Origin of the sequence: Planococcus versutus (assembly GCF_001186155.3) — a bacterium.
GTDB classification, from domain to species: Bacteria; Bacillota; Bacilli; order Bacillales_A; family Planococcaceae; genus Planococcus; species Planococcus versutus.
On sequence record NZ_CP016540.2, the window covers coordinates 1,283,499 to 1,302,519 of the forward strand.

The following is a 19,021-nucleotide window of genomic DNA, read 5'->3' on the forward strand; positions in this document are numbered from 1 at the left end:
CACAAAAATCTGTATTCATTAATCTGACTGAATAGATAAAGCACAAAACAACGAAGACTTCCTGGGATCACGTCATTGTATTGTGCAATATTAGTATGCTATTAAATTGATGAAAATAATCTACCAAAAGGAGAGATATTTCATGACATTCAAACGTACAAAAATTTCAGTAATCGGTTCTGGATTTACAGGGGCTACGGCAGCCTTCTTATTGGCTCAAAAAGAATTAGGCGATGTGGTGTTAGTTGATATTCCACCAATGGAAGACCCCGCAAAAGGGAAAGCTTTGGATATGGCTGAGGCAGGTCCGGTTCTTGGATTTGATGCGCGCGTAAAGGGTACGTCTAATTACGAAGATACAAAAGACTCTGATTTAGTCATTATTACCGCAGGAATTGCACGTAAGCCTGGAATGAGCCGTGATGATTTGGTTCAAACCAATCAGAAAGTAATGAAAGCTGTCACGACAGATATTGTGAAGTATTCTCCTAATACCACGATTATTGTTTTGACAAATCCAGTAGATGCAATGACTTATACTGTTTTTCAAGCATCCGGCTTGCCTAAAGAACGAGTAATCGGACAATCAGGAGTACTAGACTCTGCACGCTTTAGAACTTTTGTAGCCGAAGAGCTAGATGTCTCAGTTAAAGACGTCACAGGCTTTGTATTGGGCGGACATGGTGATGATATGGTTCCGCTTGTACGCTATTCTTATGCAGGCGGTATTCCACTTGAATCATTAATTTCCAAAGAACGTTTAGATGAAATTGTCACGCGCACGCGTAAAGGTGGAGCGGAAATTGTCAACTTACTAGGTAATGGTTCTGCTTACTATGCACCTGCAGCTGCGTTAGTTGAAATGGCAGAAGCAATTATTAAAGACCAGCGCCGTATTCTTCCATCTATCGCTTATTTAGAGGGAGAATATGGAATGGAAGGTATTTATCTTGGTGTACCTACTGTTTTGGGCGCAGCTGGCATCGAAAAAATAATTGAAATTGATCTGAACCAAGAAGAAAAAGCATTATTAAACCAATCAGCAGAATCTGTTAAAGCAGTAATGAAAGTATTAAAGTAAGCAAGACAAAAAGTGGGCAGGGTGCGTTCCTGCTCACTTTTTTTATTCGAAGAATGCTCTCAACTTGTCTTTTGTTGGTTCTATCAGAGCTTGCACTTTCATTGACTAACTTGATACTATAAGGATATTAAGATAATGGAGGGATGTTATTTGTTGCTTGGGAAAAAGCGGGAATTAGGTCAGCGCGTGGAAGATATCAAAATCGGTGAGAACTTAAAGCTGACAGAAAAAATAGAAGACAAAGATCTTCTCTTGTATTTGGGTTTGACGAATGATAGCAATCCGCTTTACATCCAACATGATTTTGCGTTAAAGACGTCTTTTGAGAAACCTGTAGTACCAAATATTATGTTAACGGGAATTTTAACTTCTGCGATATCTAAATATATACCGGGTCCGGGATCTTATATTGTTAGTCAGCAGCTAGACTTTTTAAAGCCAGTCTATCATTACGCGACAATCGATTTTAACTTAGAAGTCGTCAAAGTAGATATTGAGCGCAATGAAGTAATCGTTCAAGTTAAAGGAATTGATGAACAAGGTGAAATCGTAGTACAAGGAAAAATTACGGCCAATCCACCGCGAATCGCTGAAGATTAACGGCTCATGCAATAAATAAAGGCTAACGCAGTTTGAAATGGGGGTTTCAAACTGAATGTGGAGGATGTAAAATGCTGAAAAAAATATTGATAATCGAAGATGAACATTCAATTGCGACATTGCTTTCCTATAACCTGATTCAAGCAGGTTTTGAAACTATCATTGCTCATGATGGCAAACAAGGCTATGAGTTGGCTTTAGAAGGTGATCCGTCATTAATCGTTTTGGATCTTATGTTGCCTTCGATGGATGGTGTAGAAGTTTGTAAGTCTTTACGACAGAAAAAAATTAATACGCCGATTATCATGTTAACTGCTAAAGGTGATGAATTTGATAAAGTGTTGGGTCTTGAACTGGGCGCTGATGATTATATGACAAAACCATTTAGTCCAAGAGAAGTTGTAGCGCGCATTAAAGCTGTGCTAAGACGTGCGAGTCAAGTCCCGAGTCCTGAGCAAGATTCTTCAATGCCGATATCACTCGGTACACTCGAAGTTTATCCTGATCAATTTGAAGTATTTCTCGATAAAAAACAGATAGAATTTACACCTAAAGAATTTGAGTTGTTGGTGTATTTGATGGAAAATAAAAATCGAGTGTTAACACGTGATCAATTGCTTAGTGCTGTCTGGAACTACGATTTTGCGGGAGACACACGCATTGTTGATGTTCATATTAGTCACTTGCGTGACAAAATAGAAGACAATAGTCGAAAACCGATATTTATCAAAACTATACGTGGATTGGGCTATAAATTTGAAGGGCCGAAAAAAGTATGAGTTCTTTACGGCATCGCCTACTCATCACGTTATTGGTATGGATAGGACTGATGTTGGCAGCTCTTTTTATCATTGTACTTCAGCTTTTGCCACTTTATGAAAATGCTACAGATAAAACCGATATTTGGTTGATCTTATTTGTTTCATTTGTAGTGGTCATGATTTTATCAGCTATTGTCGGAAGTCGCGTTATTGACGTTGCAATCAAACCAATTGAAAATGCGACTGAGACTGCTATGGAACTGGTCAAAGGCAATTATCTGGCAAGAGCGTCCGAATCGAATGCTGAAAAAACAGTCGAATTGAGTAGAACGATAAACATTTTGGCTCGAAATTTGCAAGAAATTACTGCTATACGTGTCATGGAACAAGAACGTCTAAAAACATTAATCGAAAACATGGGCAGTGCATTAATCATGATTGATAAGCAAGGTGCCGTTTCACTTGTAAACAAGCCTTTTTTAGAAGAGTTCGGATTAACGCCTGAAAGTGTAATGGGCAAGTTTTATAAAGAAATTCAAGTTCCTTCAGTAGTAGAAGGATTTATCGAAACCGTGTTTATGACAGAAACGCTCGCACGCGTTCAAATTGAATTTGTATCCGGCATAAAACTAAAAAATTTTACTGTATACGGAGCACCTGTTATTGGAGATCACCAACGTTGGCTTGGAATTGTGATTGTTTTTCAAGAAATTACAGAATTGAAAAGGCTAGAACAAATTCGTAAAGATTTTGTAGCTAATGTTTCCCACGAGTTGCGAACACCGGTAACGTCTATTAAAGGATTTTCCGAAACGTTACTAGATGGTGCTTACCAAGATACCAACACGTTGTTGTCGTTTCTGGAAATTATTTATACCGAGAGCAACCGCTTAGAAATGCTTATCAATGATTTGTTAGAGCTGTCTAAAGTTGAACAAAACGGATTTAGAGTAAATGCGCATCCAACGGACATGGAAGCTATTATTAAACGAGCGATTGAAATGATTCAATCAAAGATTACTGAAAAATTCATTCATGTAAAGCTTGAAATTCAACCGGTTTTGGTTTTAGGAGACCCCAACCGGTTAATCCAAGTGATGGTGAATTTGTTAATCAATGCGGTTACTTATTCAAGTAGTCAAACTGTTATAACTATACGGCTATTAGTAGAAGATAACCAAGCTATTATACAAGTGGTAGACCAGGGAATTGGCATTGAAGAAACAGAAATCGAGCGGTTATTTGAACGTTTTTATCGTGTCGATCGAGCCCGGAGCCGAAATTCAGGTGGCACGGGTCTTGGACTTTCTATAGTAAAACACTTAATCGAGGCGCATCATGGACGAGTAGAAGTCGACAGTACAGTGGGGATCGGCACTACCTTTACTATCTATTTGCCTTTGGCTGATTAATCTAGGAGGACAGTATGGAAACTAAATACCCATTTTTACCCATTATAATCGGAACAGATATGAATGCTTACAACATGGCGATTTCATTTCATGAAGCGTATGGCATTAAACCAATACTGGTCGGTAAAGAACCATTATCTTTTACATCGTTAAGCACTATTACAGAAACAATTGAATTGCGTTCTGGGTTGGCAGATGATGCTCAATTTGCGAATATTTTAATGGATATTGCAGATAAGTACCGATCTCCAGGACAAACACTTTTACTTGTAGGAACAAATGATTTATATGTTCGACTAATCATTGAAAATGCGAAAGTTTTACGCGAGCATTACGTGTTTAATTATATAAACGAAGATTTGATGAACCAGCTGCAGGTAAAAGCGAATTTTTATGAGCTTTGCAAAGTTCATGGTATTGAAACACCTACAACCTTCTTTTATGACTGCAATTCAAATACTCCTTTTGAAGAAGAAATGATGTTTCCGGTAATTATTAAGCCGAGTAATGGCATTGAATACACAAAAAATAAGTTTGAAGGCCAACAAAAAGTGTATAAAGTTGAAAGTCCGAAAGAAATGCACACAGTTATTCAGCAAATCAAAGCAGGAGGCTATCGTGATGAGTTAATTATTCAGGATTATATCCCTGGAGATGACACGTATATGTGGGATTCAGTAATTTATGCCAATTCTAAAGGCAAAACACAACTTGTAACGTTTGCTCAAGTAGTCTTGCAAGAACATACTGTCACGGCAATCGGCAACTATACAGCATTGATTACTCGTTTTGATAAAGACATGATGGTCAAACTGCAGAACTTCCTTGAAGCTGTAGGCTATACTGGATTTGCAAACTTCGATTTAAAATACGATTCCCGTGATAAAAAATTCAAAGTATTCGAAGTAAATATTCGTCAAGGTCGTTCAAGTTATTACGTCACAGCTCTGGGTCACAACATGGCGGAATATCTTGTAGATGATTTAATTTATCAAACAGAAAAACCCATTACTTATTTGAATGAGGACTTCTTGTTTACGGTTGTTCCAAAAGCAGTTTTACGCAATTTTGTTGACAACAAAGCGGTGCTTAAAGATATTAAGCGCTTGATCAAAAAAGGACAATATGGCAATCCGTTATTTTATAAAAAAGATAAACATTTAAAACGCAAACTTTATTTATTAGCACGACAAGTCAATTATTATAAAAAGTACAAAAACAATCAATGGTAACTTTACACTGGCTTCATACTGGCTTTACAGTTGAATGATAAGGTTTAAATGAACCCCCATTCAACTGCAAAATAAGAAAAAGAGTCCTCTCGGGGACTCTTTTTCTTATTTTAATGAAACTATTTTACAATTATTCCGTAGTAAGGATATAGAGACAATAAAGGGGGATTATTATGACAACAAAAAAATTACTAGCGGTAATTGGTTTAGCCATTGCCGGAATTCTTCTGTTGGTAGCTGTTTTTACTTCTTGGTATACAGTAGACGAGTCTGAACAAGCGGTGATCATCACGTTTGGAGTAGCCAATGAAACAAATACAGAAGCCGGCTTGCATTTTAAAATGCCTTGGCCGATCCAAAAAACAGAAATTTTATCAAAAGAAACATACAGCTTAAAGTTCGGCTACAACCAAAATGACGAAGGCGAAATTGTCGCATTTGATAAAGAAACTAAAATGATAACAGGAGACGAAAACATCGTATTGACGGATCTTGTTGTTCAGTGGAAAATTACAGATCCGAAAAAGTACTTATTCAATGCAGAAGCACCACAAGATATCTTGCACGATGCTACATCTGCATCAATTCGTTCAATCATCGGCAACTCATTAATTGATGATGCCTTAACTTCTGGGAAAGCAGAAATCGAAGCCGAAACCCGTGATTTGTTAGCATCGCTAATAGAGAAATACGATATCGGTATTACTGTTTTAGCTGTAAAACTACAAGACGTAGAGTTGCCAAACGAAGAAGTACGTGCAGCATTCACTAATGTAACAGATGCTCGTGAAACAATGAATACCAAAATCAACGAGGCTAAAAAATACGAAAATCAAAAACGCAACGAAGCATTGGGTGAAAAAGCAGCCATTAATTCACGTGCAGAAGGACAAAAAGTAACGCGTATCCAACAAGCAACAGGAGATGTCGCACTATTTAATAAGCTTTACAAAGAATATGAAAACAATCCGGAAGTAACAAAGCAACGGATTATTATGGAGACATTAGAAGCGGTATTGCCAAATGCCAAATTATACATCATGAATGATGAAGGCGGTACGATGAAATACTTACCACTTGAAGGTTTGCAAACAACGGTTCCGCCAAAAACTGAAACCGAAGAAGGGAGTGGCGATTAATGGAATCCAATAAACCTTTAGACGAAGTAAAAAAATTCAATCCATATGAAAGACCTAAAAAAAATAGAGAGCCAAAAGATACCATTGATTTCAAGAAATACTGGAAACTAATCGTCGGTCTTGTGCTTGCATTTGTCTTATTGTTAATCGTTGTGACAAATGTCTATATCGTCAAAGAAAATGAGTATCGTGTTGTTCGCCAGTTTGGGGAAGTGGTCAAAATCCAAGAACAACCCGGCATTCAAATGAAAATACCATTTATCCAAAGTGTTACGACTTTGCCAAACTATCAAATGACCTATGATGTATCTGAAGCAGAAATTAATACAAAAGACAAAAAACGCATCATTATCGACAATTATGCCATTTGGCATGTCGATAATCCACTTGAGTTGATTTCAAACGCAGGAACAATTGTCAATGCTGAATCACGTATGGAAGAGTTTATCTATTCAGTAGTCCGCACTGAACTTGGACAATTAAACTATGAAGAAATTATTAACGATGAAAATTCTTCGCGTGGTAGCGTGAACGATAGCGTTACTGCGAAAGTAAACGAGTTGTTGAAAAAAGATAAATATGGCATTCAAGTATTAGATGTCCGTATTAAACGCACAGATTTACCAGAAGAAAACGAACAATCGGTTTACACACGAATGATTTCAGAGCGTGAATCCACAGCTCAAAACTACTTATCTCAAGGAGACGCGAAAAAACGTGAAATGGAAGCGCAAGCTGACCGACAAGCACAAGAAGTAATTGCCACAGCACGTAAAGAAGCTGCGTTGATCCAAGCAGAAGGAGAGTCACAAGCTGCAAAAATTTATAACGAGTCCTTCTCGAAAGATCCAGAGTTTTACGAACTGTATCGTTCATTAGAGTCTTATAAGAAAACAATCGGTGAGGACACGGTCATTATTTTGCCATCGGACTCGCCATATGCAGATATCTTATCCGGTAATTTCGACTAAGCTTGAGGCCGTTATTTCTCTTCTATTTGCCCGCGTGGTAAAATAAAGAGAATGACGGCTTTTTTTATGGAGAGGGGTAATTTTGTGGCAAAGAAAATACTTTTATTAGATGGGAATAGTTTGGCGTATCGCGCGTTTTTCGCCTTGCCGCTATTAACCAATGAAAATGGCATTCACACAAATGCTGTATACGGATTTACCATGATGCTTCAAAAAATAATTGATGAAGAAAAACCAACGCACATGATTGTAGCTTTTGACGCTGGAAAAACAACATTCCGCCATGAAACGTTTAGCGAATACAAAGGAGGCAGACAAAAGACGCCGCCCGAGCTATCTGAACAATTTCCATACCTACGCAAATTAATCGATGCGTACGGTATAAAACGCTATGAATTAGATAATTACGAAGCAGATGATATTATCGGAACGCTAAGCTTAGAAGCAGAAAAAGAAGGCGAGGAAGTTGTCATCATTTCTGGAGATAAAGACATGACACAATTGGCTTCTCCGACGACAACTGTTTACATTACACGAAAAGGCATTACCGATATTGAAAAATACACAGTGGAACATATTCAAGAAAAATACGGCTTAACGCCAAAGCAAATCATCGACATGAAAGGCCTAATGGGCGATGCTTCTGATAACATACCGGGTGTGCCAGGCGTCGGTGAAAAAACTGCGCTAAAACTTCTAGCAGCACACGGGTCTGTCGAAGGAGTCTATGATGCAATCGAACAGCAAAAAGGCAAAATGAAAGAAAAATTAGTAGCTAATGAAGATCTTGCTTATATCAGTAAGCAATTGGCAACAATTGAACGACAAGCGCCAATTCAAGTTAAAATCAATGATTTAAGCTATGATGGGCCCAATCAAGAAGAGGTAATAAAAATATGGACAGAACTCTCGTTTAAGTCACTGCTTCAAAAAATGGACTACACAGCAGAAGAAACTGTAAAAGAAGAAGTGCATTTTGATGTATTAACGACGATTGATTCGTCGATATTACAAGATGAGATGGCTGTTCATCTGGAACTTTACGATGAACAATACCACAGTTGTGATTTGCTTGGAGTGTCACTTGCGACCGAAAGTGAAACCTATGTTATTCCGATGAACGTCGTAGAGCAGTCAAAAGAATTTCGTGCGTGGTTTAAGGATCCAACTAAGAAAAAGTTCATGGCAGACTCAAAAGCTGCAACAGCAGCATTTCTTCGTTATGGCATTGAATTAAAAGGTGTGGATTTTGATTTAATGCTGGGAGCTTATATCGTCAATCCGTCGTTAACGTATACAGATATGGCGAGTATTGTTCAAGAGTACGGCCAAACAGACGTGTCTACTAATGAACAAATTTATGGCAAAGGTGCTAAAAAGAAAGTACCAGAAGATGCCATTTTGCATGAACACATTGCTAGAAAAGCACGTACGATTTGGAAAGTTCGTCCTCTTGTAATGGAGAAGCTTGAAGAAAACGAACAATTTGACTTATACGATAAATTGGAATTGCCATTAGCTACTGTATTAGGGCAAATGGAGTCACTTGGTGTTCGTGTTGACCGCGATCAATTATCCGAAATGGGCAAAGAATTGTCTCACAAGCTTGATAAAATCGAAGCGGATATTCACAGCCTGGCTGGACAACAGTTTAATATTAATTCGCCTAAACAATTAGGCGTCATCTTATTTGAAAAACTAGGCTTGCCAGCATTAAAGAAAACCAAAACAGGTTATTCAACAGCAGCCGATGTTCTTGAAAAACTAGAAGGGCAACATGAAATTATTTCGCACATCTTAATGTATCGTCAGTTAGGAAAACTATTATCTACTTATATAGAAGGTTTACTAAAAGAAATTCACGACGATGGCAAAGTTCACACGAGATTCCAACAAGCTTTGACAACAACCGGTCGACTTAGTTCAACCAATCCAAACTTGCAAAATATTCCGGTTCGACTTGAAGAAGGGCGGAAAATCCGCAAAGCGTTTATCCCTTCAGAACCTGGATGGGTCATGGTAGCAGCGGATTATTCGCAAATCGAATTACGTGTGCTTGCAGATATGTCAGAAGATGAGCGATTAGTACAAGCTTTCAAAGATGATCGTGACATTCATACAACAACAGCAAGTGACGTTTTTCACGTGTCGGAATCAGAAGTGACGAGTGACATGCGCCGAGCAGCAAAAGCAGTAAACTTTGGAATTGTCTACGGTATTAGCGATTACGGTTTGTCTCAAAACTTAAATATTCCACGTAAAGAAGCAGCCGATTTTATTGAGCGCTACTTTGCTAGCTTTCCAGGCGTCAAGACTTATATGACAACGATTGTAGCAGATGCCAAACGTGATGGGTTTGTGACAACCTTGATGAACCGCCGACGTTATTTGCCGGATATTACGAGTTCAAACTTTAACTTGCGTAGCTTTGCAGAGCGCACAGCGATGAATACACCCATTCAAGGCAGCGCGGCAGATATTATCAAAAAAGCGATGATTGACATGGATGCAGCATTAGAACGTGAAGACATGCAAACGCGGATGTTATTGCAAGTGCATGATGAATTGATTTTTGAAGCACCACCCGAAGAATTAGATAAGCTAATGAAGCTAGTGCCTGAAGTAATGGAAAATGCAGTGAAACTAGTTGTGCCGTTAAAAGTGGATATTGCACATGGCTCTAGTTGGTACAATACGAAATGATAGGAGGGCATTAAGATGCCAGAACTTCCAGAAGTCGAAGGAGTCGTTCGGCAAATTCGCCCAGTTTCTATTGGTAAAAGAATTACAGCAGTAACGGTTTCAACTGTTATCCGTTTGTCTAAAGAAAATGGAAAAGAAGCTATTATCAAGCGGATGGAAGCAGATCGTTTTATTCATAGTTTAACGGGTGCACAAATTATTCAAGTTGAACGACGTAGTAAATACATTTATTTTACACTGCGAAAAGACAATGAGTTTTTATTGGTTAATCATTTAGGAATGTCTGGAGCCTGGTTTTATGTAGATAGACTTGAATCGATTGCCGAAGATAAATTTCGTCGTCATGTTCATGTCACTTTGACATTGAGTGATGGGAATTTTTTGGTGTTTTCAGACATTCGCCGTTTTGGAGAAATGCGTGTGTTGCAACAAGAAGGGGATTTCCCACCTTTATTACTGATGGCACCAGAACCTTTTGAAAAAAAAGCTCTCGCGCATTTTTTAGCTATGGCCGAAAGTCAAAAATATAAAAACAAAGCGATAAAAGAAATTATCATGGACGGACAAATCATTTCAGGTTGCGGCAATATATATGCAACTGAAGCACTTTTTAAAATGAAAATTCATCCGAAACGTTCAGCAAGTCGTATTAGTCAAAAGCGGAAAATAGAATTATTCGAAGTGATTGTCGCTATTTTACTCGAAAGTATTGAAGCAGGAGGCAGTACAATTTCAGATTACCGAAATGTTAACGGTGAATCAGGCAGTATGCAAAATCGTTTTGGTATGTATGGGAAAAAACAATGTGAAGTTTGTGGCGCAATGACGAAAACCTTGAAAATCGGCGGCCGGGCGTCTGTTTATTGTCCGAGCTGTCAGAAATGAGGATAAATCATGATTATTGGGTTGACGGGTAGTATTGCCAGTGGAAAAAGTACTGTATCTAAAATGTTGAAGAGTGCAGGTTATCCAGTTATCGATGCTGATCTTGTAGCGAGACTTGTTGTTGAACCAGGCTCTGCCACACTAGCAAAAATCATCCAGGCATTTGGAAAAGAAGTAATCAGCGAAAACGGTACGATGAATCGTGCGAAAGTTGGAGAAATTATTTTTAATGATCCAGCAAAACGAAAAATATTGAATGACATTATCCATCCAGCCATTCGACAAGAAATGCTCAAGCAACGTCAAGAATTTTTGTTACAAGGACATGAAACTATCATTATGGACATTCCATTATTATTTGAAAGCCGTCTTCAACGACTTGTTGATAAGATTTTGGTGGTTAGTGTGACGGAAGAAAATCAGTTTAATCGACTAGTAGAAAGAAATGGTTTTACAGAAAAAGAAGCACGTGTGCGCATTAGCTCGCAGTTGCCTATGTCTGTAAAAGAAGATGGTGCAGACGCTGTTATTTACAATAATGGAACAATCGATGAAACTGAAAAGCAATTAAAACGTATTTTAGAACGCTGGCATGGAGACCTTAAAAAGCAATAAAAGATCGCTTTTAAGGTTCTCTAAATAGATGATTGTGTTATACTATATATGAAATTAAAAAAATGAGTATAACTTAATTACAAACGGAGGATTCTTACATGACAGTTTCAATAGCAATTAACGGATTTGGCCGTATTGGCCGTATGGTTTTCAGACAGGCAATTCTGATGGATGACGTAACAATTACGGCAGTCAATGCGTCATATCCAGCTGAGACCCTTGCGCATTTGATTAAGTATGACACAAATCACGGCACCTTCTCAGGTGAGGTATCTTCAGAAGAAGATGCATTAATTGTTAATGGTAAGCGTGTTCAATTAGTAAATGAACGCAATCCTCTGAATCTCCCGTGGAAAGAAATGGGTATTGATATTGTTATCGAAGCAACTGGAAAATTTAATTCACGTGAAAAAGCGGTACTTCATTTAGAAGCCGGTGCTAAAAAAGTGATTTTAACAGCACCTGGTAAACAAGAAGACATTACGATTGTTATGGGTGTAAACGATGAAAAATTAGACATCGAACAACACGATATCATTTCGAATGCAAGCTGCACAACAAATTGTCTAGCACCTGTTGTAAAAGTACTAAATGACAAATTTGGTATTGAAAATGGCTTAATGACGACAGTTCATTCGTATACGAACGATCAACAAAATTTAGACAATCCACATAAAGACCTTCGTCGTGCACGTGCATGTGCACAATCCATTATTCCCACTTCTACGGGTGCTGCGAAAGCGCTATCACTTGTCTTGCCGGAACTGCAAGGAAAACTTCATGGTATGGCGTTGCGTGTACCGACACCTAACGTATCATTAGTAGATTTAGTAGTGGATTTGCAAATGGATGTTACGATTGAAGAAGTGAATCGTGCTTTTAAAGAAGCTTCTGAAAATGATTTAAAAGGAATCTTGAGTTTATCAATGGAACCTTTAGTTTCTGTGGACTTTAACAGCAACCCACAATCTGCAATTGTTGATGGATTAACAACGATGGTTATCGGAGGACGAAAAGTGAAAGTTTTGGCTTGGTATGATAACGAATGGGGTTATTCCGCGCGTGTCATTGATTTGACTAAAAAAGTTGCTAATGCTTTAGTGCTAGTGTCTAAATAAAAAAGCCGTCTCGCACTTCTGTTGTAAAAAGTGCGAGCTTTTTTTGTGAAAGTCTTTATTAGAAAATTCAAGCGCAATTAGCTATTTATGATTGCAATTCCAATAGATCCGTTTTATACTATGAATCGTAGTTAAAAAATAGCTACCACTTCTGACTTTCCATTGTACACTTCGGAATTAGGAGCGTAAGATTTTTTATTCACATGACTGCTTAAAGGGTTAGGACCTCTTTGGACTAACTTTCCCCCGTGGTAGTCAACTTTGAATATTTTGCGCAAAAAACAAAATGATATCAAAGGGGGAAAACGAACCATGGAAACAATGGGACGTCACGTAATTGCAGAACTTTGGCAGTGTGATTTTGACAAATTAAACGATATGGATTATATCGAACAAACTTTTGTTGATGCAGCACTCAAATCAGGAGCTGAAGTAAGAGAGGTAGCTTTTCACAAATTCGCTCCACAAGGTGTTAGCGGAGTTGTGATCATTTCCGAATCTCACTTGACCATCCACAGTTTTCCGGAACATGGCTATGCGAGTGTAGATGTCTACACTTGTGGTGATTTAGATCCTACGATTGCAGCGGAATATATCGCAGAAGCATTAGGTTCAACATCACGCGAGCTTATAGAAGTGCCACGCGGTATGGGTCCAGTAAATGTCGAAAAATCCAAAGTTTCAGTAACCATATAATCCATTTAACTAAAAACACGTAAGTAGAGGATGAAATCCTCTGCTTTTTCTATTTTTTTAACGAATATTTGTTATACTAGATACACTAGATAGAGAAGTTAGGGAGATGTCAAAATGAAATGTCCAGCTTGCCAACATAATGGGACACGCGTTGTTGATTCACGGCCAATAGACGAAATGAAATCAATCAGAAGGCGAAGAGAATGTGAATCTTGCAGTTATCGCTTTACCACGTTTGAAAAAGTAGAAGAGATGCCACTGATTGTCGTCAAAAAAGACGGGTCGCGTGAAGAATTTAGCCGTGAAAAAGTATTGCGTGGATTAATTCGCGCGTGCGAAAAACGGCCGGTATCTTTAGAAGTGCTGGAAGAAGTTGTGTTCAATATCGAAAAAGACCTTCGCCGAGCAGGGAATCCGGAAGTGAAATCGGAAGAAGTTGGAGAGTTGGTCATGAATCGATTGGCGTCAATTGATGAAGTGGCCTACGTCCGCTTTGCTTCTGTATATCGCCAATTTAAAGACATTACCGTTTTTATCGACGAGCTGAAGGATTTGCTGAATAAAAGTCCGGAAGACAAGAAAATCGATTAAGGTGGTGTAGTATGACTGCTTACTATAAAGAATTGCAACCTGCAGATGCCTACCGCATTCGGTTGCCATATCCATTTTCAAATTACGATCGCCAGCTTTTGACTATGCTGTATCAATCGATGATTGGAGCAGAAGCAATATCGCTTTACTTAACTTTATGGGCTGAAGGTGAAGCATCGACAGAAGAGTCGAGTCATTATACAGTGATGAATACTTTAGGAATTCCGATTTCAAAAATTTTTGAAGCGAGAATTCAATTAGAAGCGATTGGGTTACTGAAAACTTATAGAAACGATAGCAGTGAACGCTCTTTTATATATGAATTGTGTCCACCACTCGATCCGAAAACTTTTTTTATGGATCCATTGCTGTCGATGTTTTTGTTTAGTAAAATCGGGGAAACGTCATACCGAAAAATACGCAAACGCTTTTTAATTGAAACTGAAATTCCTGCTGACTTTAAAGAGGTATCGCGAACATTTACAGATATTTTCCAACCTGTTCACGCAAAAGTGGGATATCCCCCTGAAAAAGAAGATTTTCAAGAGCGTAAAAAGGGTAGCTATGTTACAGAGTCAGATTTTGATTTTGATCTGCTTCAGCAAGGTTTATCCGAGTCAATGGTACCGAGACGCGTATTGACAGCTAGCATTAAAGCTTATATTGCGAAATTAGCATTCTTGTATAGTTGGGGACCATTCGATATGCAACTAGTTGTCATGCGAGCAATTGAAGGCAACTATCATTTATCCATCGAAAACTTGAAAAAAGAAGCAACCGAATATTACAAAGCAAAAGTTTCTACAACAGCACCTCAGCTTGTTCAAATGTATAAAGTAGCGGAAAAAAAACCGACCATAGATGAATCTCCAAAAACAAGACAAGATGAATTACTAGTTTATTTAGAGACCGCACCACCTATTCAAATACTGCGAGACATTGCTAATGGCAGTGAGCCTTTGCCGGCGGATCTCGAACTGGCAAATCAATTAGTTACAAGCCATGGAATGGAACCGGCTGTGGTGAATGTCTTGCTTCAATACGTTTTGCTTCGCACAGATATGAAGTTAACAAAAGCTTACGTGGAAAAAATCGCTTCACATTGGTTACGCAAGAATATTACAACGGCTAAAGACGCGATGGAAATTGCCCGTGTCGAACATACGCAATATATGAAATGGAAATCTGAAGGTTCTCCAACAACTGCGGCTAAGCCATTTACAGGTAATGGGAATCATAAACCGGTGCGTGAAGAAAAGTTGCCGGAATGGTTTCATAAAAAAGATCAAGTGTCTGCTCTTAAAGCAGAGCCGAAAAACGAAAGTCTAGAAATTGAAAAGCAAAAGCTTCTTGCGAAACTGGCGCTGAAGAAAGGAAAAGGTGGTTAAATGGAACCGATTAGCGAAACCTTAAAACGCGTAGTCAATGCACCTGCTTTTTCTGAGCGTTATAGTGAAATGCGTAAAGAAGTATTGGCTCATCCAGGTGTTCAAAAATTTCTTGAAGACCATTCAGATGAAATTGATGCACCTACAATTGACAGAGGACTTCACAAGCTATACGAGTATATCGACCAGTCCCATGATTGCAATAAATGTCCAAGTCTTGACGGGTGTATCAACCATTTGAAAGGCTTTGAACCGAATCTTGTACTGGAACGTGGCACCATTGGTATTTCGTATACACAATGTCGGTTGAAAGACGTTAACGACAATAAACGTCACGCCTCATCTTTAATCCATAGCATGTATATGCCAAAAGAAGTGATGCAAGCAACACTTTCAGGATTTGAATTAGACGATAGCCGCATGGAAGCATTTCGGACAGTTGGTGAATTTCTAGATCAGGCAACCGGTCCAGACAACTTGCCTGAAAAAGGGTTATACCTTTACGGACAATTCGGAATTGGGAAGTCTTACTTATTAAGCGCAGTAGCTAACGAACTAGCTGATATCAATGTCAAAACAGTATTGGTATTTGTACCTGAATTCATGCGTGAAATGAAACAAGCGATTGGAGATCAAACTTTACAGGAAAAAGTGGATTATGTGAAAAAAGCAGATGTCTTAATGCTCGATGACATTGGAGCAGAAGCAATGTCGAGCTGGACGCGTGACGAAGTACTCGGTACAATTCTTCATTACCGGATGTCAGAAAAGCTACCGACGTTTATGTCATCAAACTTTAGTTACAGCGAGCTAGAATACCATTTAACGTATTCACAGCGTGGTGAGAAAGAAGATTTAAAAGCGGCGCGCATCATGGAACGCATTCGCGCGTTAACGACGCCCGTTATGCTTGATGGACGTAATCGACGAAATTAAGCGCTAGAACTATTGCATTTTGGAACAATTCGGTTTATAGTAATAACAATCAAATCAAGATATTACATGCAATGACGAGGACATGAGCGGAAATTACGACTTTCAGAGAGAGAAGCCTAGGCTGTAAGCTTCTTAAGTTAAGTTTTTCTTGTTTACCCCCTCCGAGCAGCAGCTGTGAACAGTTTTTTAGTAGCAGCTGACGGTACCGGCCTGTTAGCCGATGCAGAGCTTCTTTCAATACGGATTTGTCCCTATTGAAGTGAAGAAGGGTGGAACCACGAGCTAAAGCTTCGTCCCTTTTGGGATGGAGCTTTTTTGTGTGGAGAAAAAGAAAGCGCAAGCCGCTGTACAGAGGAACATAAGCTAAGTGCGCGACTTCCTGTCGCAACGCTTACGTGATCCGCATCCTGCGGACCTCCGACAGGCATAAGATGGACTTCCGAAGCGGCGTTTTGCCGCACAGGAAAGACAGCTTATGACCCGAGGAGCAGGTCATTGCAGCTAGACCGAGAAAAGCGGAAATGGCCGTTTTGCTCCGACAGGCATAAGATGGACTTCCGAAGCGGTGTTTTGCCGCGCAGGAAAGACAGCTTATGACCCGAGGAGCAGGTCATTGCAGCTAGACAAAAACCAAGACAAGAAAACTGATGAGCGTCTACCAGACCCTGTGGCATAGACAGTTGATCGAGATCTAACTAAAAGGAGAGATTGGCATGGCAGACATGATTCAACTAAAATTCCCGGATGGAGCAGTAAAAGAATTCGAACAAGGCATAACTACTGAGGAAATCGCACAATCAATTAGCCCAGGGTTGCGGAAAAAAGCATTAGCTGGAAAAATGGGCGACAACTTAGTCGATTTGCGTGCACCGTTAAAAGAAGATGGAGAGATTGCGATCATCACACCTGAATCTGAAGAAGGGTTAGAAGTACTGCGCCACAGCACTGCACATTTATTGGCACAAGCCATCAAGCGGATGTACCCAGACGCAAAACTTGGCGTGGGTCCAGTCATCGAAAACGGTTTTTATTACGATATTGATACAGAGTCAGCGATTACATCAGAAGACTTGCCATTGATTGAAAAAGAAATGAAAAAAATTATCAATGAAAACGTAGAAATCGTTCGACATGATGTGACTCGTGCAGAAGCACAAAAACGATTTGCAGCAATTGAAGATCCATATAAATTGGAACTTCTTGAAGCCATTCCTGAAGATGATCAAGTATCCATTTATGAACAAGGCGACTTTTTCGACCTTTGTCGAGGGGTTCACGTACCATCCACTGGTAAATTAAAAGAATTTAAATTATTAAGTGTTGCCGGCGCCTATTGGAGAGGGAACAGCGATAATAAAATGCTTCAACGCATTTACGGAACTGCTTTTTTCAAAAAAGAAGACTTAAAAGCCCATATTGAAATGCTTGAAGAAGCAAAAGAACGCGATCACCGCAAAATCGGAAAAGAACTAAACTTATTTATGAACTCTCAAAAAGTTGGTCAAGGTTTGCCAATGTGGCTTCCAAAAGGTGCAACCATCCGACGTATCATCGAACGTTATATTGTCGATAAAGAAGAACGATTAGGCTATGAACACGTGTATACACCTGTACTAGGTAGCGTAGAGTTGTACAAAACAAGTGGACATTGGGATCATTATCAAGATGACATGTTCCCCGTGATGAAAATGGATAATGAAGAATTGGTATTGCGTCCAATGAACTGTCCACACCACATGATGATTTTCAAACAAGGCATTCATTCGTATCGTCAAATGCCTGTTCGAATTGCTGAACTTGGATTGATGCACCGTTATGAAATGTCAGGTGCATTATCAGGACTTCAACGTGTTCGTGGAATGACATTAAATGATGCTCACTTATTTGTTCGTCCAGACCAAATTAAAGAAGAATTTAAAAAAGTTGTTAATTTAATTGTTGAAGTTTATAAGGATTTCGACATTAAGGACTATTCGTTCCGTTTGTCTTATCGTGATCCAGCAGACAAAGAAAAGTATTTTGACGATGATGCAATGTGGGACCGTGCACAAACTATGTTGAAACAAGCAATGGATGAAATGGGAATCGACTACGAAGCAGCAGAAGGCGAAGCAGCATTTTACGGACCAAAAGTAGACGTTCAAGTGAAAACAGCTCTTGGTAAACAAGAAACCCTGTCGACAGTTCAACTGGATTTCTTACTACCAGAACGTTTTGAGTTATCGTATATTGGTGAAGATGGCAAACAGCATCGTCCGGTTGTCATTCACCGCGGAGTTGTTTCTACAATGGAGCGTTTTGTCGCTTTCTTAATAGAAGAATACAAAGGAGCTTTCCCAACATGGTTAGCACCTATCCAAGTTGAGATGATTCCCGTATCGCTTGATGCTCACAGCGACTATACAAGAAAATTGCAAGAAAAACTGCAGTGTCATAAAATTCGTGTCGATATTGACGAGCGAGATGAAAAACTGGGGTATAAAATTCGCGAAGCACAAATGCAAAAAGTGCCGTATATGCTTGTCATCGGTGACAAAGAACTTGAAGATGGATCGGTTAATGTTCGTAAGTACGGGGAGCAGAAATCTGAAAGCATGCCGTTTGAAGACTTTGTTAAACTAGTTCAAAGCGAACTTCGTTAAACAGCTTGACAGTAGCATGTGTAAATGCTATTATGAATAAGGTTATAGAATACTTATATGTGCAAGCAGGAGCACCCGCTTCTCACCTGATCGACCGATTGTTGGCAGGTATACACGATTGACTTTTACACGCAGAAAGACGCGTGTCGTCATATTTGCGGGTGGACCTCTGTGGTCCATCCGCTTTTGTTTTGATCGGAAGCCTGTAAACCGGTTCGGCCGGTTCACACATTTAAGCTATTCGCGACACT

At 39.1% G+C, this 19,021-nt stretch carries 16 protein-coding genes; all 16 read left to right on the forward strand.

Annotated features, from left to right (window positions below):
- The first annotated feature begins 142 nt into the window (after nucleotides 1-142).
- The 16 genes from mdh (at nucleotide 143) to thrS (ending at nucleotide 18,770) form a co-directional block, all read left to right on the forward strand.
- On the forward strand, nucleotides 143-1,081 hold the full coding sequence (gene mdh / locus I858_RS06530) for a malate dehydrogenase (RefSeq protein ID WP_065524291.1): 939 nt from the start codon (nucleotides 143-145) through the stop codon (nucleotides 1,079-1,081).
- A 150-nt stretch (nucleotides 1,082-1,231) separates the two neighbouring features.
- Nucleotides 1,232-1,681, forward strand: coding sequence for a MaoC/PaaZ C-terminal domain-containing protein (locus I858_RS06535; protein ID WP_065524290.1), 450 nt, complete (start codon nucleotides 1,232-1,234; stop codon nucleotides 1,679-1,681).
- A gap of 71 nt (nucleotides 1,682-1,752) precedes the next feature.
- A complete protein-coding gene (locus I858_RS06540; RefSeq protein ID WP_065524289.1) occupies nucleotides 1,753-2,460 on the forward strand; it encodes a response regulator transcription factor in 708 nt (235 codons plus the stop codon).
- Entirely contained in the window at nucleotides 2,457-3,854 is a 1,398-nt protein-coding gene (pnpS, locus tag I858_RS06545) for a two-component system histidine kinase PnpS (protein WP_065524288.1), read from the forward strand. Before I858_RS06540 ends, pnpS begins: the two co-directional genes overlap by 4 nt.
- 14 nt (nucleotides 3,855-3,868) lie before the next feature.
- On the forward strand, nucleotides 3,869-5,086 hold the full coding sequence (locus I858_RS06550; RefSeq protein WP_065524287.1) for a carboxylate--amine ligase: 1,218 nt from the start codon (nucleotides 3,869-3,871) through the stop codon (nucleotides 5,084-5,086).
- A gap of 173 nt (nucleotides 5,087-5,259) precedes the next feature.
- Nucleotides 5,260-6,225: an FtsH protease activity modulator HflK gene (hflK, locus tag I858_RS06555; RefSeq protein WP_204249450.1), complete on the forward strand. Its 966-nt coding sequence runs from the start codon at nucleotides 5,260-5,262 to the stop codon at nucleotides 6,223-6,225.
- Entirely contained in the window at nucleotides 6,225-7,196 is a 972-nt protein-coding gene (gene hflC, locus I858_RS06560) for a protease modulator HflC (RefSeq protein ID WP_065524285.1), read from the forward strand. The genes hflK and hflC overlap by 1 nt, the downstream gene beginning before the upstream one ends.
- 66 nt (nucleotides 7,197-7,262) lie before the next feature.
- Nucleotides 7,263-9,899: a DNA polymerase I gene (gene polA, locus I858_RS06565; RefSeq protein WP_065524889.1), complete on the forward strand. Its 2,637-nt coding sequence runs from the start codon at nucleotides 7,263-7,265 to the stop codon at nucleotides 9,897-9,899.
- A 15-nt stretch (nucleotides 9,900-9,914) separates the two neighbouring features.
- A complete protein-coding gene (gene mutM / locus I858_RS06570) occupies nucleotides 9,915-10,784 on the forward strand; it encodes a bifunctional DNA-formamidopyrimidine glycosylase/DNA-(apurinic or apyrimidinic site) lyase (RefSeq protein WP_065524284.1) in 870 nt (289 codons plus the stop codon).
- 9 nt (nucleotides 10,785-10,793) lie between these two features.
- Nucleotides 10,794-11,399, forward strand: a complete 606-nt coding sequence (gene coaE / locus I858_RS06575) for a dephospho-CoA kinase (RefSeq protein WP_065524283.1) — start codon at nucleotides 10,794-10,796, stop codon at nucleotides 11,397-11,399.
- Nucleotides 11,400-11,497: 98 nt separating this feature from the next.
- Nucleotides 11,498-12,517 carry a glyceraldehyde-3-phosphate dehydrogenase gene (locus I858_RS06580; protein WP_065524282.1) on the forward strand — a complete coding sequence of 340 codons (1,020 nt, stop codon included), beginning with the start codon at nucleotides 11,498-11,500 and terminating at the stop codon, nucleotides 12,515-12,517.
- 312 nt (nucleotides 12,518-12,829) lie between these two features.
- A complete protein-coding gene (speD, locus tag I858_RS06585; RefSeq protein WP_065524281.1) occupies nucleotides 12,830-13,213 on the forward strand; it encodes an adenosylmethionine decarboxylase in 384 nt (127 codons plus the stop codon).
- A 114-nt stretch (nucleotides 13,214-13,327) separates the two neighbouring features.
- The gene (nrdR, locus tag I858_RS06590) at nucleotides 13,328-13,804 is read left to right on the forward strand and encodes a transcriptional regulator NrdR (RefSeq protein WP_065524280.1); all 477 of its coding nucleotides are present in this window, start codon (nucleotides 13,328-13,330) and stop codon (nucleotides 13,802-13,804) included.
- A gap of 11 nt (nucleotides 13,805-13,815) precedes the next feature.
- Nucleotides 13,816-15,192 (forward strand): replication initiation and membrane attachment family protein, encoded by a 1,377-nt coding sequence (locus I858_RS06595; RefSeq protein WP_065524279.1) that lies wholly within the window; start codon nucleotides 13,816-13,818, stop codon nucleotides 15,190-15,192.
- Nucleotides 15,193-16,128, forward strand: a complete 936-nt coding sequence (dnaI, locus tag I858_RS06600; RefSeq protein ID WP_065524278.1) for a primosomal protein DnaI — start codon at nucleotides 15,193-15,195, stop codon at nucleotides 16,126-16,128.
- 713 nt (nucleotides 16,129-16,841) lie between these two features.
- Complete coding sequence (thrS, locus tag I858_RS06605; RefSeq protein ID WP_065524277.1) at nucleotides 16,842-18,770, forward strand: threonine--tRNA ligase; 1,929 nt, start codon at nucleotides 16,842-16,844, stop codon at nucleotides 18,768-18,770.
- The last annotated feature ends 251 nt before the right edge of the window (nucleotides 18,771-19,021 follow it).